General features: G+C 43.2%; 14 protein-coding genes, 2 rRNA genes and 3 pseudogenes (1 of these 19 only partly in view). 9 read left to right on the forward strand and 10 right to left on the reverse strand.

Annotated features, from left to right (window positions below; all coding sequences use genetic code 11):
• The 3 genes and pseudogenes from EGC82_RS02885 to EGC82_RS02895 all read left to right on the forward strand — a co-directional run.
• Positions 1-2,039: ribosomal RNA gene (locus tag EGC82_RS02885) — 23S ribosomal RNA — on the forward strand (it extends 866 nt beyond the left edge of the window).
• Between the two features lie 147 nt (positions 2,040-2,186).
• Positions 2,187-2,302: ribosomal RNA gene (rrf, locus tag EGC82_RS02890) — 5S ribosomal RNA — on the forward strand.
• A gap of 230 nt (positions 2,303-2,532) precedes the next feature.
• Positions 2,533-3,504: pseudogene (locus EGC82_RS02895) on the forward strand (IS630 family transposase).
• Positions 3,505-3,571: 67 nt separating this feature from the next.
• Here EGC82_RS02895 and EGC82_RS02900 read toward each other — a convergent pair.
• The 10 genes and pseudogenes from EGC82_RS02900 to nadC all read right to left on the reverse strand — a co-directional run.
• Positions 3,572-4,105, reverse strand: a pseudogene (locus EGC82_RS02900) (IS630 family transposase); the annotation flags it as partial.
• A gap of 184 nt (positions 4,106-4,289) precedes the next feature.
• The gene (gene mutT / locus EGC82_RS02905) at positions 4,290-4,688 is read right to left on the reverse strand and encodes an 8-oxo-dGTP diphosphatase MutT (RefSeq protein WP_124729413.1); all 399 of its coding nucleotides are present in this window, start codon (positions 4,686-4,688) and stop codon (positions 4,290-4,292) included.
• Positions 4,689-4,724: 36 nt separating this feature from the next.
• Positions 4,725-4,937, reverse strand: a complete 213-nt coding sequence (gene yacG / locus EGC82_RS02910; protein WP_124729414.1) for a DNA gyrase inhibitor YacG — start codon at positions 4,935-4,937, stop codon at positions 4,725-4,727.
• Between the two features lie 42 nt (positions 4,938-4,979).
• Positions 4,980-5,714, reverse strand: a complete 735-nt coding sequence (zapD, locus tag EGC82_RS02915; protein ID WP_124729415.1) for a cell division protein ZapD — start codon at positions 5,712-5,714, stop codon at positions 4,980-4,982.
• Entirely contained in the window at positions 5,707-6,336 is a 630-nt protein-coding gene (gene coaE, locus EGC82_RS02920; RefSeq protein WP_124729416.1) for a dephospho-CoA kinase, read from the reverse strand. The genes zapD and coaE overlap by 8 nt, the downstream gene beginning before the upstream one ends.
• The gene (locus EGC82_RS02925) at positions 6,333-7,259 is read right to left on the reverse strand and encodes a prepilin peptidase (protein ID WP_124729417.1); all 927 of its coding nucleotides are present in this window, start codon (positions 7,257-7,259) and stop codon (positions 6,333-6,335) included. The genes coaE and EGC82_RS02925 overlap by 4 nt, the downstream gene beginning before the upstream one ends.
• Before the next feature lie 32 nt (positions 7,260-7,291).
• Positions 7,292-8,554: a type II secretion system F family protein gene (locus EGC82_RS02930; RefSeq protein WP_124729418.1), complete on the reverse strand. Its 1,263-nt coding sequence runs from the start codon at positions 8,552-8,554 to the stop codon at positions 7,292-7,294.
• A gap of 132 nt (positions 8,555-8,686) precedes the next feature.
• A complete protein-coding gene (gene pilB / locus EGC82_RS02935; protein WP_124729419.1) occupies positions 8,687-10,393 on the reverse strand; it encodes a type IV-A pilus assembly ATPase PilB in 1,707 nt (568 codons plus the stop codon).
• Between the two features lie 103 nt (positions 10,394-10,496).
• Positions 10,497-10,940, reverse strand: a complete 444-nt coding sequence (locus EGC82_RS02940; protein ID WP_124729420.1) for a pilin — start codon at positions 10,938-10,940, stop codon at positions 10,497-10,499.
• A gap of 991 nt (positions 10,941-11,931) precedes the next feature.
• On the reverse strand, positions 11,932-12,810 hold the full coding sequence (nadC, locus tag EGC82_RS02945) for a carboxylating nicotinate-nucleotide diphosphorylase (RefSeq protein ID WP_124729421.1): 879 nt from the start codon (positions 12,808-12,810) through the stop codon (positions 11,932-11,934).
• 528 nt (positions 12,811-13,338) lie between these two features.
• Between nadC and ampD the strand changes: the two genes are divergently transcribed.
• From ampD to lpdA, 6 genes and pseudogenes are all read left to right on the forward strand, one after another.
• Positions 13,339-13,893 carry a 1,6-anhydro-N-acetylmuramyl-L-alanine amidase AmpD gene (gene ampD, locus EGC82_RS02950; RefSeq protein WP_124729422.1) on the forward strand — a complete coding sequence of 185 codons (555 nt, stop codon included), beginning with the start codon at positions 13,339-13,341 and terminating at the stop codon, positions 13,891-13,893.
• A 137-nt stretch (positions 13,894-14,030) separates the two neighbouring features.
• Positions 14,031-14,882 carry a beta-lactamase regulator AmpE gene (ampE, locus tag EGC82_RS02955; RefSeq protein ID WP_124729423.1) on the forward strand — a complete coding sequence of 284 codons (852 nt, stop codon included), beginning with the start codon at positions 14,031-14,033 and terminating at the stop codon, positions 14,880-14,882.
• 670 nt (positions 14,883-15,552) lie between these two features.
• Positions 15,553-16,304 (forward strand): annotated as a pseudogene (gene pdhR, locus EGC82_RS02960) (pyruvate dehydrogenase complex transcriptional repressor PdhR).
• A gap of 72 nt (positions 16,305-16,376) precedes the next feature.
• The gene (aceE, locus tag EGC82_RS02965) at positions 16,377-19,043 is read left to right on the forward strand and encodes a pyruvate dehydrogenase (acetyl-transferring), homodimeric type (RefSeq protein WP_124729424.1); all 2,667 of its coding nucleotides are present in this window, start codon (positions 16,377-16,379) and stop codon (positions 19,041-19,043) included.
• Between the two features lie 11 nt (positions 19,044-19,054).
• Positions 19,055-21,037: a pyruvate dehydrogenase complex dihydrolipoyllysine-residue acetyltransferase gene (gene aceF / locus EGC82_RS02970; RefSeq protein ID WP_124729425.1), complete on the forward strand. Its 1,983-nt coding sequence runs from the start codon at positions 19,055-19,057 to the stop codon at positions 21,035-21,037.
• A 199-nt stretch (positions 21,038-21,236) separates the two neighbouring features.
• Positions 21,237-22,667 (forward strand): dihydrolipoyl dehydrogenase, encoded by a 1,431-nt coding sequence (gene lpdA / locus EGC82_RS02975; RefSeq protein ID WP_124729426.1) that lies wholly within the window; start codon positions 21,237-21,239, stop codon positions 22,665-22,667.
• Positions 22,668-22,770: the final 103 nt, after the last annotated feature.

Raw genomic sequence — 22,770 nt, forward strand, 5'->3', positions numbered from 1 at the left:
TAGGGGGTCATCCCGACTTACCAACCCTTTGCAAACTCCGAATACCAATGAGTACTACTCGGGAGACAGACAGCGGGTGCTAACGTCCGTTGTCAAAAGGGAAACAACCCAGACCGTCAGCTAAGGTCCCAAAGTACTAGCTAAGTGGGAAACGATGTGGGAAGGCTTAGACAGCTAGGATGTTGGCTTAGAAGCAGCCATCATTTAAAGAAAGCGTAATAGCTCACTAGTCGAGTCGGCCTGCGCGGAAGATTTAACGGGGCTAAGCTAGTCACCGAAGCTACGGGTGCATTTCATTAGAAGTGCGCGGTAGAGGAGCGTTCTGTAAGCCGTTGAAGGTGAAGGGGTAACCCACGCTGGAGGTATCAGAAGTGCGAATGCTGACATGAGTAACGATAAAGGGAGTGAAAAACTCCCTCGCCGAAAGACCAAGGGTTCCTGTCCAACGTTAATCGGGGCAGGGTGAGTCGACTCCTAAGGCGAGGCCGAAAGGCGTAGTCGATGGGAAACAGATTAATATTTCTGTACTTCTGCTAACTGCGATGGAGAGACGGAGAAGGCTAGGCTAGCGCGGCGTTGGTAGTCCGCGTTTAAGGTGGTAGGTTGATTTCTTAGGCAAATCCGGGAAATCGTACTTTAATGTACAGGCTGAGAGCTGATGACGAGTCACTAAGGTGATGAAGTAGTTGATGCCATGCTTCCAGGAAAATCTTCTAAGCTTCAGGTTAGTAGGAATCGTACCCCAAACCGACACAGGTGGTCGGGTAGAGAATACCAAGGCGCTTGAGAGAACTCGGCTGAAGGAACTAGGCAAAATGGTACCGTAACTTCGGGAGAAGGTACGCTGCTGTTGGTGATGGGACTTGCTCCCTAAGCTGACGGCAGTCGCAGATACCAGGTGGCTGCAACTGTTTATCAAAAACACAGCACTGTGCAAAATCGCAAGATGACGTATACGGTGTGACGCCTGCCCGGTGCCGGAAGGTTAATTGATTGGGTTATCTTCGGAGAAGCTCATGATCGAAGCCCCGGTAAACGGCGGCCGTAACTATAACGGTCCTAAGGTAGCGAAATTCCTTGTCGGGTAAGTTCCGACCTGCACGAATGGCGTAATGATGGCCACGCTGTCTCCAGCCGAGACTCAGTGAAGTTGAAATTGCGGTGAAGATGCCGTATACCCGCGGCTAGACGGAAAGACCCCGTGAACCTTTACTATAGCTTGGCACTGAACATTGAACCTACATGTGTAGGATAGGTGGGAGACTTTGAAGCTTGGACGCTAGTCTGAGTGGAGTCAATCTTGAAATACCACCCTTGTAGTTTTGATGTTCTAACTCTGGCCCCTTATCGGGGTTGAGGACAGTGCCTGGTGGGTAGTTTGACTGGGGCGGTCTCCTCCCAAAGAGTAACGGAGGAGCACGAAGGTTGGCTAAGTACGGTCGGACATCGTACGGTTAGTGCAATGGCATAAGCCAGCTTAACTGCGAGACATACACGTCGAGCAGGTACGAAAGTAGGTCATAGTGATCCGGTGGTTCTGAATGGAAGGGCCATCGCTCAACGGATAAAAGGTACTCCGGGGATAACAGGCTGATACCGCCCAAGAGTTCATATCGACGGCGGTGTTTGGCACCTCGATGTCGGCTCATCACATCCTGGGGCTGAAGTCGGTCCCAAGGGTATGGCTGTTCGCCATTTAAAGTGGTACGCGAGCTGGGTTCAGAACGTCGTGAGACAGTTCGGTCCCTATCTGCCGTGGGCGTTGGATGATTGAGGGGAGCTGCTCCTAGTACGAGAGGACCGGAGTGGACGAACCGCTGGTGTTCGGGTTGTCATGCCAATGGCATTGCCCGGTAGCTACGTTCGGAATCGATAACCGCTGAAAGCATCTAAGCGGGAAGCGAGCCCCAAGATGAGTCATCCCTAGAGCTTTAAGCTCTCTAAAGGGCCGTAGGAGACTACTACGTTGATAGGCAAGGTGTGTAAGCGTTGTGAGGCGTTGAGCTAACTTGTACTAATGACCCGTGAGGCTTAACCATACAACCCAGATGGGTTTTACTGACCTTAGTGTTAGAATGAAGCGCTTAAACGGTGTGAAGAGACTCAAAGTAAGATAGAAGCAATCAGCTTTCCGAATTATTATTTAATGCCTAATGAAGAATTAGTGTGTTAGATATGCAAATTTGTCTGGAAACCATAGAGCTGTGGCACCACCTGATCCCATTCCGAACTCAGAAGTGAAACACAGTATCGCCGATGGTAGTGTGGGGTCTCCCCATGCGAGAGTAGGTCATTTCCAGGCGCCTAATTGACTTGCAAGAGTCGTGAAACAGCCCGCTATTATATAGCGGGCTTTTTTACGTCTGTAATTTAAGCATATCGAAACATAGATGATGCTAACCTGCGCCGTCCATGATGACTAAGACCAATCCGTATTAAATTATTATCTAATACACTCATCATTTTCAAATTATTCTATTCAGTGAAAAATTACACATCTATAAATTATCAACGTCAGAAAAAGACGCCCGTATGCGTATTCGCATTTTGGCTATTTCTTGCTTCTTAGAATGTCACAATCGCGCTCAAGTTGCTCGCCAACTAACGGTAAGTCGTCGCAGTGTCAATGAATGGGTTAAAAACTACTTAAATTCTGGCATTGATGGTTTAAAAGCCAACATGATCTCGACAAATGCTCATAAACTCGGCGAACAGCAAAAGCAGGTCCCCTATCAATATATAGACGAATTAAGCCGCTCCGAACTAGGTGGACTATTAACGGGTATAGACATTCAATCCTATATAGAACAGCAGCTTGGTAACCATTATCATCTAAACCATGTGTATAAAATATTGAAAAGTATTGGTTTAAGTTCGATTACAAGTCGCTCTAAGCACCCAAAATAATCCTTAGAAGCTCAAGCAGATTTTAAAAAACTCATTTCTAAAACGATCGCAACGATCCCTGTTTATATTCCTTTAGACACTGTCGATATTTGGTTTCAAGATGAAGCTCGATTTGGCCAGCAAAATACAACGACCAAACTGTGGGCGCTAAAAAGCTCTAGACCCAGAGCTATAAAGCAGCAACAATTTGAATATGCTTATCTATTTGGGGCAGCCTGCCCAGCAACGGGGGCAACAGAAGCTTTGGTCACTCCCTTTGTTAATAGAGCGGCTATGTGGCAACACTTGAAGCAAATTTCAAAAGCAAACCATTCGGATAGATATGCTCTTGTTATCATAGATGGCGCGGGCTGGCATACGGATGATATAGCTAAAGATTTTAGTCATTTATCGCTCCTCAAGTTACCACCCTATTCTCCAGAGCTAAATCCAATAGAACAGGTATGGCAATGGCAGCACTGTTTAGCAAATAGGTGTTTTGATGGTTATATCGATATCGTTAAGCAGTGTTGCAGTGCTTGGAATACGTTTATTCAGTGCAAGGACAGGGTGAAAAGTTTATGTACAAGAGACTGGGCCAATATGGGCAAAGTCTAATGCGGATTAGTATAAAGGTCATTATCATTAGTGTCTTATAACAATTACATTAATTGTTCAGTTTTACTCAATCTCTAGAGTACAATCGAATTACCCTTTCAGGCTCCGAAATAAATCGATTCCAGGCGTTTGAGCACTGCTCAACAATATCGTCATATCCACTAAAGCAACGATTAGCGAGTTCATTCTGACAAAGCCATTGCCACACTTGTTCTATGGGGTTGATTTCTGGTGAATAGGGAGGAAGCTTAATGATACTAAGGTTATCAAATCCCTCTGTCAGCGCTTGTTGATGCCAACCTGCGCCGTCCATGATGACTAAAGCATGGCGAGCAAACTCGGTTGCTTATTAAATTAATTTGCAATGCTCGGACATATACTCACTGTTGGCATGCGGGGCAATTATGGCCTCTGTCATGCCAGTAGCTGGACACACAGCACCCTATAAATACGCTGATTCGAACTGTTATTGTCTTACTGCCTGCGGTCGGGTTGCTTTCGTCGCCTAAATGCGGGTTGTAGTATTTTGCTGACCAAATCTTGCTTCATCTTGAAACTAAACATCAATGCGATCTAACGCCACATGGCCAGGGATGTTAAGGTTTTAGTCCAAGCAGCGAAGCATCTAGGCTTTCGCTTTTTCGTCTATTCGCGTGTTATTGCTAGCCATTGCTTTACGACTAATACTTTATAGCATTTATGTTTTTTGGCTTTCGCTATGAAGCGAGCGTGTTTGAGTGGCTTGAATGTTTTAATAAGCTGTAATTAGACAGCTTATTAATATTTTACCAAGAAAGGGTTAGCAGCTTATCTAAAATAGGTTTGTTAGCATCAGGGAACTCATATTCGTTTATCGATTGTAGTTCAACCCATCGTATTTGCTGTCCTTCAACACCAGTAGCATGACCATTAAAGTCTGTTACTAGATGAATATCAAGCAGCACATGTTTATCTGGATAATCATGGCTGATATCCATAAATGCGGTTGTGCTGTTGACATCCAGATTCACCTCTTCTTTTAGTTCTCGAATTAGCGCAGCAGTTACCGTTTCATTGCGTTCTACTTTACCGCCAGGGAATTCCCATTTACCACCTTGATGTAAATGATCATGACGTTTGGCTAATAAAATTTGCTGGTGTTGGTTTATGATGACACCGACAGCAACATGTACTCTTTTTTGCATGTTTGCCTCTTATATTTTTTACTTATATTGTTGAGGTTATTGTTTGAAGAAGTCACCTTCATCAAAACCAATATCATCAAACATATCTGGATCGATACTATCCTTGACAGGGATTGCATGTTTTTCACTTGCCCAGTCGCCAAGATCGATAAGTTTACAACGCTCGCTACAAAAAGGCTTAAATAGCGATTCATCTTTCCATTCAACCTTGATTTTACAAGTTGGGCAGTTTACTACTGTTAACGGCATAATGATTCTTAGTAATTAATATTACTAGTGATGGTAAAGGGTTTAAGTGCAGGTTGCTAGTGAGAACTCAACAGTTTCACCTGTGTGGCGATGTAAATCAAAATCTACAAAATGAATTGCATGTCGATTTCGGTTGCCACTGATTGTAGGGTAGCAATTTTGGTTGGAGTTTATTTTTACTCGAATTAATGACAGAGCTTGAGATGAGTCGCCTTGATAGAAGCCTACTTGAGCTTGGCGTAAACTAAAATTTGCTGTAGTTCTAATGAGCTCTAGAAGTAGCATTATTGGATCTAATAGTGGCTGATATTGCATGAGCCAGTTTCTAATATCCTGCTGTCGATATTGCCAGTCTTTGCCTAACCAAAAGTGCAGTTGAGGAAAGTCAAAGTTACAGTACGCACCAGTCATATTAAAACGCTGCCTTAAAGCTGAGATAAACTTATCTCGTTTAAGGCTACAGCCTATTCTTTCCTGTGATTGTAGTGGTGACTTTAAGGCTACAAGCCTTTGGGTGAGTTGATCCACTTGAGCTTTATCAACATTTGAGTGAGCACGCCAATGAGAAATTAGCTGAATTTGTTTTTCGATATCTTTTAATATGTCGGTGCGATAATCACAACGTTCAGTGAGTTCGGCAAGAGAGAATAGAGGATTAAAACATTGATGTTGATGATCTTGTTCAGCATGGAGCTGCAACTGTAAGGCAAGATTTTCTATACGTAAATAACTGCGTATTTTTTCATTTAATGGTTGTTCATAAATTAAATCAGTCATTAACGTTAGTTTCTTGATCGGCTGTCAGTTGTAAATATTGTTGGTGCAGAGCAAGTACTTGACTGCGCAACAGCTCATATTCTCCCTGATTATCAATAATGTTATCAGCTTGAGCAAGTCGTTGCTCTCGGGTCATTTGACTTGCAAGAATATGCTCAACCTGTTGTTTACTGACACCATCACGTTGCATCGTCCTTGAAATCTGTAACTCCGGTGCAATATCTACAACCAAAGTAGTATCAACTAAACTATCTAAATGGTTCTCAAATAGCAAGGGCACTACCATTATTACATATGCCGAAGTTGATGCTTGCACTTGGTCGAGCATCTTTTGGCGGATCATAGGATGGAGTAAATTATTAAGCCATAGACGTTGTTCTGGGTTATTAAAAACCTGTGCTCGAAGAGCAGCTCTATCGAGGCTGCCATCGGTTAGTAATAGTGACTGACCAAAGCGTTGGGCTATCGCTTTGAGTCCATCAGAGCCGATTGAGACCACTTCTCGGGCAATAACATCGGCATCCACTAAGTCTATGCCATATTCTGCAAATAAGTTAGCCACGGTGGTTTTGCCGCTGGCTATGCCGCCAGTTAAGCCGACAACAAACTTTTTTAACATCATAATGTACTAAGGTACCAATTAAGAATGTCATGTCCCCATACTAACGCTATCCAGCCTGCTGCAGCGATATAAGGACCAAAGGGGATTGGATTACCTTTGTTGAGCTTCTTAGCCATTATCATGGTGATACCCACTACTGCGCCTACTAGTGAAGATAATAGAATAATTAGCGGTAACATTTGCCAGCCTAACCAGGCACCAAAAACGGCTAATAGTTTAAAGTCACCGTAGCCCATGCCTTCCTTGCCAGTGATTAATTTAAATAACCAAAATACTGACCATAGACTTAAATACCCTGCTGCCGCACCGATAATGGCATCTTCTGGGCTAGTATAAATGCCCTTGAGGTTAATGATTAATCCTAGCCAAAGGATAGGTAAGGTGAGCTGGTCGGGTAATAACATTTCATCTAAATCGATACCCGTTAACGCCACTAGTACAAACGTTAATATGCTGGCATAGACAAACTGCCATGTAGGGCCAAAATGCCAGGCTAATGCAGCAATTAATACACCGGTTAATAGTTCAATAATGGGATAGCGGCTTGAGATACTCGTTTTGCAATCGGCACATTTACCTTTAAGCATCAACCAACCGAGTATCGGTAAATTATGCCAGGGTTTAATATTGGCTTTGCATTTAGGGCAGGCAGAACCTGGTACTACAATATTGTATTTAGCAGGAAAAGCATCAATGGGTTTATTTAAGCGCTCATTACCTATTTGCTCGACAATATCAGGATGATATTCATTTAAGTAAAAATTACATTCACTTTGCCATTCACGTTTCATCATCACCGGTAAACGGTGGATCACCACGTTGAGAAAGCTGCCAATGGTGACCGCAAAAATAAAGCTAATTGCCACAAAGACCCCAGGGTATTGAGTCATTGTGGCAATAAAAGTTGAGATAAATTCAGTCATGTTATTCTTTTTATTTTGAGAGTTATTTAATACTAACCGACAATATTACCCATTTCGAAAATAGGTAAATACATGCCGATGATCAAACCGCCTACAACAGTGCCAATTACTACCATCATAACGGGTTCTATTAGGCTTGATAGCCCATCGACAGCGTCATCAACTTGCATTTCATAAATGTTTGATACTTTATTAAGCATCTCATCTAAGCCGCCAGATTCTTCACCAATCATTACCATTTGAATTAACATGTCTGGAAACAAGCCAGTGGTGAGCATAGCGACATTCATTTGCATACCTGCCATCACTTCCTGGCGAACTTTTAGCAATGCTTTACGGTAGACATAATTACCAGATGCCCCAGCAGCAGACTCTAAACCATCGATTAATGGTACACCTGCTGCGAATGTTGTGGCTAAAGTACGCGCAAAACGAGCCATTGAAGCTTTGTGAAGAATATCGCCTATGGCAGGAATCTTTAGAACCGCAACATCCACTCGATCTCGGAATGCCTGTGAATTTCTATGTGTTCGTCTAAATAGCCAAATACCCGCAATAATTGCAATAGCGAAGTAATACCATGACGACTGTAGCCAGCGGGATAAGTTTATAATCATTTGAGTAAAAGCTGGTAATTCTGCACCAAACCCTTTAAAAATATCTTCAAACTGAGGCACTACAAATAATAGTAGTAGTGCAGTTACGGCAAAAGCAACTACGACAACAGCCGCCGGATAAAACATGGCTTTTTTTATTTTAGATTTTAATTGCTCTGCTTTTTCTCGATATGTCGCTACGCGATCAAATACGGCATCTAGTGAGCCTGAATGTTCACCAGCAGCGACTAAGTCGACATATAAATCATCAAAATAGCGTCGGTGCGGCCTTAATGCATCGGAAAGTGGAATACCTGATTGAACATCAGATAAAATAGTGCCCAATAATTCGCGCATTTTAGCCTTTTCATGACCTCTACCCAATAATTCAATAGTAGTCACAAGCGGGACGCCCGCAGACAACATTGTAGCAATTTGACGAGTCATCATCGCAATGTCCATCGCGGTGATACTTTTTTCAGACTTCCACAAAGGGGCCGATTTTTTACGTACGCCCTTAGGTGTGACACCTTGGGCTTTTAACACACTACGAATTTCAGCAATCGTGGAGCCTTTCAACTCACCAGAAGTACGTTGACCATCACGATTAACACCCTTCCATTGGTAAGTAAACACCTTAGGTTGGTGTTTGATAGTCTTTTTTACCTTCGCTTTTCTTTTTACTGCTGCAGTGGCCATTTAGCCAATCCTTTTATAGTTCCGCATCCACGCTAAATCATGATTGCTAATAGCATTATCAATTAAACAGTTGAATTATTATAATTGATTTAACTTTAGGCGTTTAACTTTAGACGATTAATTTTAGCCGAATTAAAAGCTGGTGACACGGTTAATTTCGGCAATACTGGTTACACCGTGAATGACTTTAAGTAGCCCAGATTGACGTAAATCGCGCATGCCTTGCTGCTTGGCTAAGGTAGCAATTTGGAGTGAGTTACCGCCTTCCATAATAATACGGGCTATTTCATCACTCATTTTCATCACTTCGTAAATACCGACACGGCCTTTATAACCACCAGAGCATAATTCACAGCCAACCGGTTTAAATACGCTAATGCCTTTGCTAATGTCTGCCTCTTGAAAGCCTAGGCGTTGTAATTCAGCTACAGGCACATCTTCAACTTGCTTACAGGCTGGGCATAATCGTCTTGCTAAACGTTGAGCGATAATTAAGTTTACTGAGCTGGCAATGTTATAGCCTGGTACACCCATATTGATTAAACGAGTTAGAGTTTCTGCTGCCGAGTTAGTATGTAAGGTGGATAACACTAGGTGGCCGGTTTGCGCCGCTTTAATGGCGATTTCTGCGGTTTCTAAATCGCGAATTTCACCGACCATCACCACATCGGGATCTTGGCGTAAAAATGAACGTAGCGCTGATGCGAAGGTTAAGCCGGCTTTTAAATTAATGTGAACTTGATTAACCCCTTCGAGATTTATTTCGACCGGATCTTCGGCGGTTGATATATTACGCTCTTCGGTATTAAGGATATTAAGACCGGTATACAAGGAGACTGTTTTACCTGAACCTGTAGGGCCGGTAACTAAAATCATCCCTTGCGGTTTGGCGAGCATTTCTTCGTACAATAGTCGTTGGTCATCTTCGTAACCGAGCTTTTCAATCCCTAGCTGGGCGGAAGATGAATCCAAAATACGCATTACGATTTTTTCGCCCCAAATGGTGGGCAAGGTGCTAACTCGAAAATCGATGGATTTGGTGCGCGACAGCTTCATTTTAATCCGGCCATCTTGCGGTACGCGGCGTTCGGCAATGTCTAATTTCGACATGACTTTTAAGCGAGCTGAAATTCTGTTGGATAAGTTAACCGGAGGCTCGGATACTTCATGCAAGATGCCGTCGATACGAAAGCGAATCCGATAGCGTTTCTCGTAAGGCTCGAAATGTAAATCTGAGGCACCTTTACGGATAGCATCGGTAAGAATTTTATTAATATAAATAACAATAGGTGCATCATCACTGCTATCACCAGTCGGCTCATCGTCATGGCTAGTATCAGCGACTTCTATTCCCGCTAATGCTTCCTCATCTATTCCTTCTAACCCCAGGCCACTAATATCTTCTTCGAGTATTTTTTCTAGGGCTTTAAGGAGTTTATCGTCTTCAACCAATATGGCTTCGGCATGTAAACCTAAACTAAACTGGAAGTCTTCAAGGGCTGCAATGTTTGTGGGGTCTGACGTTGCGATATAGAGACGGTTACCGCGTTTAAATAATGGTAGGCACTTATGTTTTTCGATAAGTTTTTTATTTAACAACTCTTCAACTATAGACGCTAGATCAAACTCGCTTAAGTCGAGTAACGGTGTGCCATATTCTTCATAGCATAATTCAGCTATTTCACGTGCAGAGAGCAACTTTGAATGAATCAAGGTGGTAACGAGCGAAACTTTTGTCTTACGAGATTGCGAAATCGAAGTCGTAATCTGTTCTTCTGTTAACAGGTTTTTTTTTATGAATAATGTGGAAAGGCCAAGATTTAATCCTGCAGTCGACATACTTATTTACCTGTTAACCTAATTAAATTTAAAATTATGACATATATTTTTATAGTTAAAGATAAAAAAGGCAGCTAAATGCTGCCTTTAAGTGTTTAAACGATTATGCTGATACGCAAGATCCTGGAATAAACTTTGCCTCTAAATCTGCAGAAGTAGTACAAGTCCATATACCGTCTTCATCTCTTCCTAAAGTAATTGTTTCACCTAAAGCTTTGTCTGCATTAGCATTAGTTATTTCGCACTCAAGACCACGATTATCAGCAACTAAACTTAAGATGCAGTATTGACCGCCATCTGTTACTTGACCAACAAAGCCAATGTCAGCCCTTGTTATTGAAGGTGTTTTACCTTCATTCATTACTGCTTCATATTGTGATTTAATTGAACTCACTTCAGAGTAAGCCGAATTAACCTGTGACTTAACTGTGTAATCCTGATAAGCAGGCAGTGCGATTGCTGCAAGAATACCTATAATCGCGACTACGATCATTAATTCGATAAGGGTGAAACCCTTAGCGTTTTTGATTTGGTTGATACTTTTCATTTTCTCTCCGTAAAATAGGCCGGGGTAGTATCGATCCTCGATAACTGCTTATTTAGTCTAGAGCTTAAGCCTAGTAACGTAAATGAAGTAGTTGGCAGTCCATTTGCCTAAAACCGTAAAGCACAATTATGTGGTGCTAGTTACTATAGACTAGGCTACCACGATTTATATACAGCTAACATTGCTTGTGCTGGCCACGGCTATTTGTATCTCTAATATGCAATGCATAATATACATACTACAACCATGTTAAACGCAAAATAATGCAAGCAGATTATTTATTTTATGACATTTCGGCTGAGCGGTAATCTTAGAGCAAATACGTTAATACTAACAATTTTAAAATAACATTTACTGCGTTAGCTTATAATGAAATGTTGATTAGTTGTTAGTATTTTGACATAAATTACAATATCGCAATTACAGTACATGGCCGAAAGGCCAACTCGCCTACTGTAAACGTTAGTATAAACTGTTACAAAATGGAATACTTTTAACGGACAAATAAAAAATAAATGTCTAAAAATGCTCTAATTTCACATTTCCCGCACATTATACGATAAATTATTTTTGACATGTTAGCTTTATGCGTTATTTTTTTGACATAAATGTAACAATGTTGTTTTGTTGGCGCTTTAAATGGCTGCAGAAAGCCTAGATTCGAGAGCGCTACGCTGCTAGGTTCTAGGGCGCTACGCTGCTAGAGACTATAAAAGCTCAGCTGCAAAGTTGCCCTTGTATCTCAATCTCAGCAGCGAAGCTGTCCTAGAAGCGCAGCGACCTAGCAGGACGCAGTCCGCTCTAGAATCTAGTAGCAAAAAGCCTAGAGGCTAGAGCGCTATGCGGCTAGAGACTATAAAAGCTCAGCAGCAAAGTTGCCCTAGTATCTCAATCTCAGCAGCGAAGCTGTTTTAGAAGCGCAGCGACCTAGCAGGACGCAGTCCGCCCTAGCACCTAGGCTCTCGTACCTAGAATCTAACAGACTTAAGCATCACGCTTTCAATCTTAACGATAAATCTAACGCTTTAACGTGTTTAGTGAGTGCGCCTACTGAAATATAATCAACTCCAGTTTGGGCGAAGGTGGCTAGGGTGTCTAACGTGACATTACCTGACACTTCTAACTTGGCACCTTTATCTTGGTCCTTGTAGCGATTATTAAGGCTCACTGCATAGACCATCATGGTGACGTCAAAGTTGTCGAGCATAATGATATCGGCGCCGCCATCGAGTGCTTGGGTGAGCTCTTCAAGTGACTCTACTTCGACTTCTACTGGTTTGTTACCGTCTAAAGCCCGTGCTGCGGTAATGGCTTGTGAGATACCGCCGCACGCCATAATATGGTTTTCTTTAATTAAGAATGCATCGAATAAACCAATACGATGGTTTTTACCGCCACCGCAAGTTACGGCATATTTTTGGGCGGTGCGCAGGCCGGGTATGGTTTTGCGAGTGTCGAGTAATTGAGTGTGGGTACCTGCAAGTTTATTAACGTACAATTTTGTTAAGCTGGCTACCCCTGACAAGGTTTGAATGAAGTTCATTGCTGTACGTTCGCCAGTTAAAATAGCGCGTGCTGGGCCAGAGAGCTCGCATAGCAATTGATTGGCGACAATTAAATCACCGTCATCTACATGCCAATGCAGCACAACTTCACTGCCGAGTTGATTAAATACCTGCTCTGCCCATGCTTTACCGCAAAAAACCCCATCTTCGCGAGTAATTAATGTGCCGGAAACGTGTTTATCTGCAGGAATTAATTGTGCGGTAATATCGGCATTAAGCATATCGTGAATGGTATTATGGGCGGTGTGACCTAGGTCTTCATCAAGTGCTGTTTGTACAGCATGACGGATGTCGTTTTCTAACATAAGCAAAGTCCTTGCTAAAGAGCGTGATAAGGCTAAACAATCTCCGTGTTTATCGGAGTGTTTGTTACAGAAAGCATTTGTTAAGATTACCATAACTTGGCTATATACTGACACTTATGTACATCGCTAAATCATCTAGAATCCTAGAGGCTAGGACGCTGTGCTACGAGGACGCTGCGCGGCTAGAGGCTATAAAATCTTAGCAGCGAAGCGACTCTAGTAGTGACGCAGTCACGCTCTAGATCCTAGCAGGACGCAGTCCGTCCTAGCAGCGCAGCGATTCTAGCAGTGACGCAGTCACGTTCTAGATCCTAGCAGGACGCAGTCCGCCCTAGCAGCGCAGCGATTCTAGCAGTGACGCTGTCACGTTCTAGATCCTAGCAGGACGCAGTCCGTCCTAGCAGCGCAGCGATTCTAGCAGTGACGTAGTCACGTTCTAGATCCTAGAGATAATCAGCGTTGGTATTGCTGGTTAATCCGGTTAAATTTACATTGATAATACTTAGGTCATCGTGTTTAAGGAGTTATATGCCAAAAGGCTTATTAGAGCAAGGTTGGTTAGCCAGCGCGAGAAAGTGTATTTCACCTCATTTTAATTCACGGCCAGATAATGAAGTCAGTTTATTGGTGATCCACAATATTAGCTTACCCGCAGGTTGTTTTGGCTTACCGCATATTGATGCACTTTTTCAAGGCTGCTTAGACACTGAGGCTGACGACAGTTTTGCTGAGTTGGCAGACTTGCAAGTTTCGGCACACTTTTTAATTCGCCGCGATGGTGAAGTGGTGCAGTATGTGAGTTGTGATGACAGGGCATGGCATGCCGGCGTTTCTGAGTTCAAAGGCCGCAAGGGGTGTAACGATTTTGCTATTGGCATTGAACTGGAAGGTACCGATAGCAGTGGTTATACCGCTGAGCAATACCAGCAATTAATGCTATTAACATTGGAGTTAATGGCGCAGTATCCTATGATTAACGTAAATAATATTGTTGGCCATTGTGATATCGCTCCTGGGCGTAAAACAGATCCTGGTTTTAGTTTTGATTGGTCTCGGTATAAACAAGCCATTACAGCTGTATAGGTAGCATTTATGGGGATGGCGTTTGCTCCAGCATTTATTAAAGAACCGTTGTTAAATAGTCGTTGTAGTCATTACCCATGTAAGCATTGACCTTTAATGGTTACAGCTGCAACGCAATTGACGTAAAAAGGATATTCATGGCGTTATTTTCATTATTAGTGGCAATTTTAGTTGAGCGTTTGAAGCTTCTGCCAAGTGGTTGGCAGTTCGATAGCCTAATGACACGTTACCAAAAACAGTTTTGGGATAGCCAATCGCTTAAATCAGAATTTGGCGTTGCGATGGCAATCGTGTTGCCCGCTTTATTTGTCTTGGTGATTAGCTTTCTCTTAGATGGCATCATGTTTGATTTGTTCAGCTTGTTGTTTTGGGTACTGATAGCCATTATTTGTTTTAGTCACCAAACATTGCGAAGTGTGTTTAAGCAGTATATTCAAGCGGCATGCCGCGGTGATGTACAGGCCTGTTACCGTTATGCTGGCGAATTAGACAGCACAGATTGCTTAGATGTGGTCGATGAACAGGATTTAGGCCGCAAAGTAGGCCAAACAGTAGCGTGGATTAATTACCGATATTACGGTGCTGTGGCATTGTATTTGATATTTTTAGGCCCAGTTGGTGCCATTTTATATTGTACAGTGCGTTTTTATAGTGAGTACAACAGTAAGAATAAGCTTGAGATGCCATTAGTTGATCCGTTACAGATGTTATTTGATTGGTTACCAAGTCGTATCTTTAGTTTTGGTTATGTATTAAGTGGCCAGTTTAGTGAAGGTTTAAGCGCTTGGCGGAAATATGGTTTGAGCGTTAAAATCGATGCTAAAACCATCGTGACTTATACAGCTGTGGCCGCTGAGTCTCTACCAGAAGCTGGCGCCGCGCCGCTAAGTGTGCAGTCTACATTGGCATTGTTGGCATTAAGTAAACGTAACTTTGTGTTGTTGCTAACCCTGGTTTCGGTATTAACTATTTTTGGTTTTGTTAGTTAGACTTTAGGGCGCTGCGCTTCTAGGTACTAGCTCCTAGATACTAGGGCGGACTTCGTCCTGCTAGGGTCGCTGTGCTTCTAGGGACAGCTTCGCTGCTAAGATTTTATAGCTTCTAGCAGCGTAGCGTTCTAGGTACTAGCTCCTAGATACTGGGGCGGACTACGTCCTGCTATGGTCGCTGCGCTTCTAGGGACAGCTTCGCTGCTAAGATTTTATAACTTCTAGCAGCGTAGCGTTCTAGGTACTAGCTCCTAGATACTAGGGCGGACTTCGTCCTGCTAGGGTCGCTGCGCTTCTAGGGACAGCTTCGCTGCTAAGATTTTATAGCTTCTAGCAGCGTAGCGTTCTAGGTACTAGCTCCTAGATACTAGGGCGGACTTCGTCCTGCTAGGGTCGCTGCGCTTCTAGGGACAGCTTCGCTGCTAAGATTTTATAGCTTCTAGCAGCGTAGCGTTCTAGTTTCTTGTTTCTAGCACTTTCGGGTAAATGGTCTGACCCCTTGAGGATAAATTTCAGTTATGCTCTGGGCTTGAGCGTTTTAAACAAAGCGGTGTTCTTTTGTCGATATGCTGATAACTAGACATGGCTTGTATGATTTGATAAAGTGCGCTCACTCATATTAATTGGTAAGACCAATTGACAATTGCTTGTTTAGGGAGCTGATCGCCAGATGGCCTATATTAAGATTAACCAGCCAAAAATTTCTGATGTGATCATGGAGCAATTAGAGCGGATGATCCTAGAGGGCAGTATACAGCCGGGTCAGAAACTACCTCCTGAACGCGAACTTGCGGTGCAATTTGAAGTGTCTCGTCCTTCTTTACGTGAAGCTATTCAAAAATTAGAAGCAAAAGGGTTGCTCATGCGTCGTCAAGGCGGTGGCACCTATGTAAAAGAACAGCTATGGCAAAGCCTTGCCGATCCTATCGTTGAGTTAATGCATAACGATTCTGAAAGTCAGTATGACTTACTTGAATTCCGTCACGCCACTGAAGGCATGATGGCGTATTTTGCTGCACTGCGTGGCACTGATGCGGACATGCAAAACATTAAAAATCGCATTAACGAAGTAGAAACGGCAATCAATGTAGAAGCACAAGCTGATGCCATTGTACGTTTTTATCGTGCGGTTGCAGAGGCGTCGCACAATGTTGCTATGCTGCATTTAGTATTAAGTTTAACCCCTGTGCTGCATAAAAATGTAGCACAAAACCTGGAGCTTTTAAGCCGACGCGAAGAAGCTTCCACCATGGCAAATGATCACAGACGAGCGTTACGGCTGCGATTGTACGCCGGGACCCAGACGCTGCACGTGAAGCTTCGAATGAGCACTTAAGCTATATCGAAGAAGTCATGTTGTCAGTAAGAAAAGAAGACAGTCGGTTGCAACGTAGTTTGCGCCGTTTAAAGAGCGGCGTGTAACTGAGTTGTTGTGTCAACAAGCAACAACTAATAAAGCCGAAATATAATCCGTATATAGAGAAGGACTGCGAGATGTCTGAAGATATGCTTCAAGATTTAGACCCATCAGAGACCCAAGAGTGGGTTGATGCTCTGCAAGCTGTATTAGAGCAAGAAGGGCCTGAACGTGCACATTTTTTACTTGAAAAACTAATCGACAAAGCGCGTCGTAACGGTACTCACTTACCTTACAATGCAACCACTGCGTACTTAAACACTATTCCTGCAGGCCAAGAGCCAAACATGCCAGGCAACCAAGAAATGGAACGCCGTATTCGGGCTATTATCCGTTGGAATGCGTTGGCGATGGTATTACGCGGTTCTAAGAAAGATTTAGAGTTAGGTGGCCATATTTCAAGTTTCGCGTCTAGCGCGACGATTTACGATGTGTGTTTTAACCATTTCTTCCGCGCGCCTAATGAGCATGACGGTGGTGATTTGGTGTATTTTCAAGGCCATATTGCACCCGGTATTTATGCGCGTTCGTTCCTTGAAGGCCGCATTACTGAAGAGCAAATGGCTAACTTCCGCCAAGAAGTGGATGGAAAAGGCCTTTCTTCGTACCCGCATCCTAAGTTAATGCCTACATATTGGCAGTTCCCTACGGTATCGATGGGTCTAGGTCCTATTCAGGCGATTTACCAAGCGCGTTATTTGAAGTATTTAACTGACCGTGGTTTAAAAGATTGTTCTAAGCAAACTGTTTACTGTTTCTTAGGTGACGGTGAGTGTGATGAGCCAGAAGCATTAGGTGCTATTGGTTTGGCAGCACGTGAAGAATTAGATAACTTAGTATTTATCGTTAACTGTAACTTACAGCGCTTAGATGGCCCTGTTCGTGGTAATGGTAAAATTATCCAAGAACTTGAAGGCGAATTCCGCGGCGCAGGCTGGGAAGTGGTTAAAGTGATTTGGGGTCGCTATTGGGATCCGTTATTGGCTCGTGATACTAGCGGTAAATTATTGCAGTTAATGGAAGAAACCGTAGACGGTGAATACCAAAACTGTAAAGCCAAAGGCGGCGCGTATACGCGTGAGCATTTCTTTGGTAAGTACCCAGAAACGGCTGAAATGGTTGCTAATATGTCAGATGATGACATTTGGCGTTTAAACCGTGGTGGTCATGACCCAGTTAAAGTTTACGCTGCACTTGAACATGCACAAAAAACCAAAGGTCGTCCAACGGTTATTTTAGCTAAAACTGTTAAAGGTTATGGTTTAGGTGATGCTGGCGAAGGTAAAAACATCGCTCACAACGTGAAGAAGATGGGCGCTGAGTCTATCCGTTACTTCCGCGATCGTTTCAATATCCCGATCCCTGACGACCAGTTAGAAGATTTACCTTTTTATCATCCAGGCCCAGACTCTGAAGAAGTGAAATACTTAAAGAGTCGTCGTGAAGCATTGTTAGGTTATTTACCGCAACGTCGCCAAAAGTTCACTGAAGAGTTAGACGTTCCTTCATTGAAAATTTTTGATTCGATTTTAAAAGGCTCTAACGGCCGTGAAATTTCGTCAACGATGGCATTTGTTCGAGTATTAACGGCATTGTTAAAAGACAAAGGGATTGGCAAGCGTATTGTGCCAATTATTCCTGATGAAGCGCGTACATTTGGTATGGAAGGTTTATTCCGTCAAGTGGGTATTTATGCTCACGAAGGCCAAAAATACATTCCACAAGATTCTGATCAAGTTGCTTACTACCGTGAAGATAAAACCGGCCAAGTATTGCAAGAAGGGATTAACGAATTAGGTGCAATGTCATCTTGGGTTGCAGCAGCAACCAGTTATTCTGTTAACGACATGCCAACGATTCCTTTCTACATCTATTACTCAATGTTTGGTTTCCAACGCATTGGTGATATGGCGTGGGCTGCAGGCGATATGCGTGCACGTGGTTTCTTAGTCGGCGGTACTTCAGGTCGTACAACATTAAACGGTGAAGGTTTACAGCATCAAGATGGTCATAGCCACGTATTGGCTAACACTATTCCAAACTGTATTTCTTACGACCCTACTTATGGTTATGAAATTGCGGTGGTAGTGCAAGATGGTATTCGTCGTATGTATGGCGAAAATCAAGAAGATATCTTCTTCTACTTAACCACTATGAACGAAAACTACGTTCAGCCAGAAATGCCAGCCGGTGCCGAAGAAGGTATCGTAAAAGGTATTTATAAGCTTGAGTCTGTTGCTGGTAGTGGCAAGGGTAAAGTACAGCTTATGGGTTGTGGCACCATTTTAGAAGAAGTTCGTAAAGCGGCTCAAGCCCTTGCGAAAGACTTTGGTGTTAGTGCAGATGTATTTAGTGTTACTAGCTTTAACGAGCTAACACGTGACGGCCAAGCGGCTGAACGTTGGAACATGTTGCACCCAACTGCTAAACCTAAGCAAGCGTATATTAGCCAGGTATTATCTGCAGATGCGCCAGCTATTGTGGCGACTGACTACATGAAAATATACGGTGAGCAATTACGTGCATTCGTACCAACTGATTATAAAGTACTGGGTACTGATGGTTTTGGTCGTAGCGACAGCCGTGCAAACTTACGTCATCATTTTGAAGTTGATGCCAAGTTTATTGTTATTGCGGCGCTGAAGTCACTTGTTGAGCGTAATGAAATGCCAGTTGATGTGTTAATTAAAGCCATCGCTGAATATGGCATTGATGCTGACAAGATCAACCCACAGTTCGCGTAAGGGGATACAAAATGGCTGATTTAAAGGAAGTTTTGGTTCCTAATATTGATACTGATGCAGTACAAGTTATTGAGATTTGTGCTGCGGTGGGTGATTTTCTTGAAAAAGAAGCATCAATCATCACAGTTGAAAGTGATAAGGCAACCATGGACATTCCAGCACCTTTTGCTGGTACCTTGGCAGAGTTAAAGATTGCGGTAGGCGATACTGTGTCTGAAGGCACATTAATTGCGATGATGAGTGTAGCAAGCGCTACACCAGCAAAAGCCGAAGCGCCAGCGCCAAAAGCTGAAGCCCCGGTTGCTCAAGCGGCAGCTCCTGCACCAGTGACGCCTGTTGCCGCACCAAGTGTTGGTAGCTCAGAAGTGATTGAAGTAAAAGTACCTGATATTGGTGGAGACACTGATGTGTCTATCATCGAAGTATTGGTTGCTGTTGGCGATAGCATTGACGTTGATACTGGGCTAATTACTTTAGAAACTGACAAAGCCACCATGGATGTACCATCACCTAAAGCAGGTGTGGTTAAAGAGATTAAAGTGGCCTTGGGCGACAAAGTGTCTGAAGGTTCATTGGTGATTATGCTAGAAGTTGCTGGTTCTGCTCCTGAGCCGGTTGCTCAAGCCGCTCAGGCACCTGCGGCACAAGCTGCTGCGCCAGTGGCACAAGCAGCTCCTGCAGCCGTGACAACTCAAGTACAAGAGATTCATGTGCCTGATATTGGCGACGCCAATGATGTTGATATTATTGAAGTGTTGGTTGCAGTGGGTGATGAAATCACTGCAGATCAAGGGTTAATTACGCTTGAAACCGACAAAGCCACTATGGAAGTACCAGCGCCGTTTGCCGGTAAGTTAGTGTCGTTAACCATTAAAGTGGGCGATAAAGTGTCTCAAGGTAGCTTAATTGCGACCATTGAAACCACAAGCTCAGCACCAGTAGCGCAAGCTGCTCCTGCTCAAGCCGAAGTAGCTCCCGCGGCACCAGCTCCAGCAATGGCAGCAAGTCGTCCATCAGCTCCGCCAGTGCCGTTTCATCCTAGCGCTGCTGTTACTGCGTCAACCGGCGTTGTGCATGCATCGCCTGCGGTACGTCGCTTAGCGCGCGAGTTTGGTGTTGATTTAAGCAAGGTATCGGGTACTGGTCGTAAAGCGCGTATTTTGAAAGAAGACGTGCAAGCGTTTGTGAAATACGAGTTATCACGTCCTAAAGCTACGGCTGCAACAGCGGTTTCTGGTGGTGCTGGTGGCTTAAACGTTATAGCTGCGCCTAAAGTTGATTTCAGTAAGTTTGGTGAAGTGGAAGAAATACCATTAAGCCGTATCCAGAAGATTTCTGGTCCTAACTTACATCGCAACTGGGTAACCATTCCACACGTCACCCAGTTTGACGAAGCTGATATCACTGAGATGGAAGCATTCCGCAAGCAGCAGAACGATCTTGCTGCGAAGAAGAAAGCGGATTATAAGATCACTCCATTAGTGTTCATGATGAAAGCGGTCGCTAAAGCATTAGCTGAGTTCCCAGTATTTAACTCAAGTTTGAGTGCGGATGGTGAGTCACTTATTCAGAAGAAGTACTTCCACATTGGTGTTGCTGTTGATACTCCAAATGGCCTAATGGTTCCGGTGGTACGTGACGTTGATAAGAAAGGCATTGTTGAATTGTCGCGTGAGTTAACCGACATTTCTATTCGTGCTCGTGACGGCAAACTGAAGTCTGCTGATATGCAAGGTAGTTGTTTTACTATTTCAAGTTTAGGTGGCATTGGCGGTACAGCATTTACGCCGATTGTTAATTATCCAGACGTGGCGATTTTAGGTGTGTCAAAATCTGAAATTAAGCCAAAGTGGAACGGTAAAGAATTTGAACCTAAATTAATGTTGCCGTTATCGTTGTCATATGACCATCGCGTTATTGATGGCGCAATGGCTGCACGCTTTAGTGTCACCTTGTCTGCGATACTATCAGACATTCGTACATTGATTTTATAACCACAAAGGTCGCTCATATGAGCGACCTTTTTATTGTGATCGGTTTCAAACAAATTGATTTGAGTATAAAATGCGCCCATCCCAATTTTTTAGTTCACAATTGAAAGAAATTGGAAGTGAAACGTAAGTTTCAAGCTGGCGACATCGACATTTGGGCCGATCCGTCTTCCACACGGAATGAACAAGATTAGAGGAAATCATGAGCAACGAAATCAAAACTCAAGTAGTTGTACTAGGAGCAGGTCCAGCAGGTTATTCTGCGGCGTTTCGTGCTGCTGACTTAGGCTTAGGCACCATAATTGTTGAACGTTTCAGTACCCTTGGTGGTGTGTGTCTGAATGTTGGCTGTATTCCTTCAAAAGCACTATTGCACGTAGCAAAAGTCATTGAAGAAGCCAAGATGGTTGCTGACCATGGTGTTGTTTTTGGTGAGCCAAAGATTGATTTAGACAAATTACGTAGCTTTAAAAATAAAGTTATTGGCCAATTAACTGGCGGTTTAGGCGGAATGTCTAAAATGCGTAAAGTTGACGTGGTTAATGGTTTCGGTAAATTTACCGGCCCTAATAGCTTAGAAGTTACCGCTGAAGATGGCACCGTGACCGTAGTTCAGTTTGAACAAGCGATTATTGCTGCTGGTTCACGTCCAATTAAATTACCGTTTATTCCACATGAAGACCCACGTATTTGGGACTCAACTGATGCACTTGAACTGAAAGAAGTTCCTGGTAAGTTATTGGTAATGGGTGGCGGTATTATCGGTCTAGAAATGGGTACAGTGTATTCATCTTTAGGCAGCCAAATTGACGTGGTTGAGATGTTTGACCAAGTTATTCCTGCTGCAGATAAAGATGTAGTTCGCGTTTTCACTAAGCAAATTAAGAAGAAGTTTAATCTAATTCTTGAAACTAAAGTGACCGCAGTTGAAGCGAAAGATGATGGTATCTACGTGACAATGGAAGGCAAAAATGCACCTGCAGAACCTGTTCGTTACGATGCTGTTTTAGTCGCAATTGGCCGTTCACCTAATGGTAAGTCTTTAGCTGCTGAAAAAGCGGGTGTTAATGTTGATGAGCGCGGCTTTATCAATGTTGATAAGCAGTTACGTACTAACGTACCGCATATTTATGCTATCGGTGATATCGTTGGTCAACCTATGTTGGCTCATAAAGGTGTGCATGAAGGCCATGTTGCTGCTGAAGTTATTTCGGGCATGAAGCACTACTTCGATCCTAAAGTGATTCCATCAATTGCTTATACTAATCCTGAAGTAGCATGGGTTGGTTTAACTGAGAAAGAAGCTAAAGAGCAAGGTATTGCTTATGAAACTGCGACTTTCCCATGGGCTGCAAGTGGCCGTGCAATCGCATCAGATTGTAGTGAAGGTATGACTAAGTTAATATTCGACAAAGAGACTCATCGCGTTATCGGTGGTGCTATAGTGGGTGTTAACGGCGGTGAATTATTAGGTGAAATTGGCCTAGCCATTGAAATGGGTTGTGATGCTGAAGATATCGCATTAACCATTCATGCTCACCCAACATTACATGAGTCAATAGGTTTGGCTGCTGAAATGTATGAAGGTTCAATTACTGACTTACCTAACCCTAAAGCGGTTAAGAAGAAGTAATTTACGCTAACTAAATAGCCTTAAAAAAGCATTCCATTTGGGAATGCTTTTTTTTGTCTTTTTTTTGATATTTTAGGCTAGTCTTAATTATAACTGTTTGTAA

The organism is Shewanella livingstonensis, from assembly GCF_003855395.1.
GTDB lineage: Bacteria > Pseudomonadota > Gammaproteobacteria > Enterobacterales > Shewanellaceae > Shewanella > Shewanella livingstonensis.

Excerpts from the sequence above, each read along its gene's own strand:
- mutT (WP_124729413.1), bottom strand. The coding sequence starts at position 4,688 with ATGCAAAAAAGAGTACATGTTGCTGTCGGTGTCATCATAAACCAACAC.
- yacG (WP_124729414.1), bottom strand. The coding sequence starts at position 4,937 with ATGCCGTTAACAGTAGTAAACTGCCCAACTTGTAAAATCAAGGTTGAA.
- zapD (WP_124729415.1), bottom strand. The coding sequence starts at position 5,714 with ATGACTGATTTAATTTATGAACAACCATTAAATGAAAAAATACGCAGT.
- coaE (WP_124729416.1), bottom strand. The coding sequence starts at position 6,336 with ATGATGTTAAAAAAGTTTGTTGTCGGCTTAACTGGCGGCATAGCCAGC.
- EGC82_RS02925 (WP_124729417.1), bottom strand. The coding sequence starts at position 7,259 with ATGACTGAATTTATCTCAACTTTTATTGCCACAATGACTCAATACCCT.
- EGC82_RS02930 (WP_124729418.1), bottom strand. The coding sequence starts at position 8,554 with ATGGCCACTGCAGCAGTAAAAAGAAAAGCGAAGGTAAAAAAGACTATC.
- pilB (WP_124729419.1), bottom strand. The coding sequence starts at position 10,393 with ATGTCGACTGCAGGATTAAATCTTGGCCTTTCCACATTATTCATAAAA.
- EGC82_RS02940 (WP_124729420.1), bottom strand. The coding sequence starts at position 10,940 with ATGAAAAGTATCAACCAAATCAAAAACGCTAAGGGTTTCACCCTTATC.
- nadC (WP_124729421.1), bottom strand. The coding sequence starts at position 12,810 with ATGTTAGAAAACGACATCCGTCATGCTGTACAAACAGCACTTGATGAA.
- ampD (WP_124729422.1), top strand. The coding sequence starts at position 13,339 with ATGCCAAAAGGCTTATTAGAGCAAGGTTGGTTAGCCAGCGCGAGAAAG.
- ampE (WP_124729423.1), top strand. The coding sequence starts at position 14,031 with ATGGCGTTATTTTCATTATTAGTGGCAATTTTAGTTGAGCGTTTGAAG.
- aceE (WP_124729424.1), top strand. The coding sequence starts at position 16,377 with ATGTCTGAAGATATGCTTCAAGATTTAGACCCATCAGAGACCCAAGAG.
- aceF (WP_124729425.1), top strand. The coding sequence starts at position 19,055 with ATGGCTGATTTAAAGGAAGTTTTGGTTCCTAATATTGATACTGATGCA.
- lpdA (WP_124729426.1), top strand. The coding sequence starts at position 21,237 with ATGAGCAACGAAATCAAAACTCAAGTAGTTGTACTAGGAGCAGGTCCA.